The organism is Mycobacterium sp. PS03-16 (genome assembly GCF_004570325.1).
In the GTDB taxonomy this organism is placed as follows: Bacteria; Actinomycetota; Actinomycetes; order Mycobacteriales; family Mycobacteriaceae; genus Mycobacterium.
This window is the reverse complement of the sequence record NZ_SPQO01000088.1, coordinates 1-576: the sequence shown is the minus strand read 5'-3', so window position 1 is coordinate 576 and position 576 is coordinate 1. Positions and strand designations below refer to the sequence as shown.

The 576-nt window shown below is 69.1% G+C and carries 1 protein-coding gene; it reads right to left on the bottom strand.

Annotated features, from left to right (window positions below; genetic code table 11):
* The coding region (locus E4P42_RS26815; protein ID WP_135129655.1) for an acyltransferase domain-containing protein at positions 1-576 on the bottom strand (576 nt) is incomplete at both ends.

The following is a 576-nucleotide window of genomic DNA, read 5'->3' as shown; positions in this document are numbered from 1 at the left end:
GAGTATCGCCGATGGCGTGGACCAAAACCGGGTGCGGGCTCACCTCGACGAACAGGGTGTGCCCGTCGGCCGCCGCGGCGCTGACGGCCTGGTGCAGGCGCACCGGCCGGCGCACATTGGCCACCCAATAGTCGGCGTCCAGACGCGGCGCCGATGTTGTGCCGTCGACGGTGGAGTAGAACCGGATGGACGGTGTCTGCGGCACCAGATCAGCCAACGCGACACGGAGTTCGTCGAGGATCGGATCCATCAACGCCGTATGCGAGGCGACCTCCATGTTCACCCGACGCGCGAACCGGCCCGACTCGGTGACCGCGGCGATCACCGCATCCACCGCCACCGGCGGCCCCGCCACCACCGTCTGCGACGGCGACACAAAACCCGCGAGTTCCACACCGGGGTGGGCAGTGATCACCGATTCCGCGGTGCGGGCGTCGAGTTCGAGCAGGGCCACCGCGCCCTGGCCGGCCAGCCGCGACATCAGCTGAGAACGGGTGGCGATCACCCGCAACCCCTCACGCACCGACAGAGCACCAGACACCACCGCCGCGGTCACCTCACCCATCGAATGCCCGA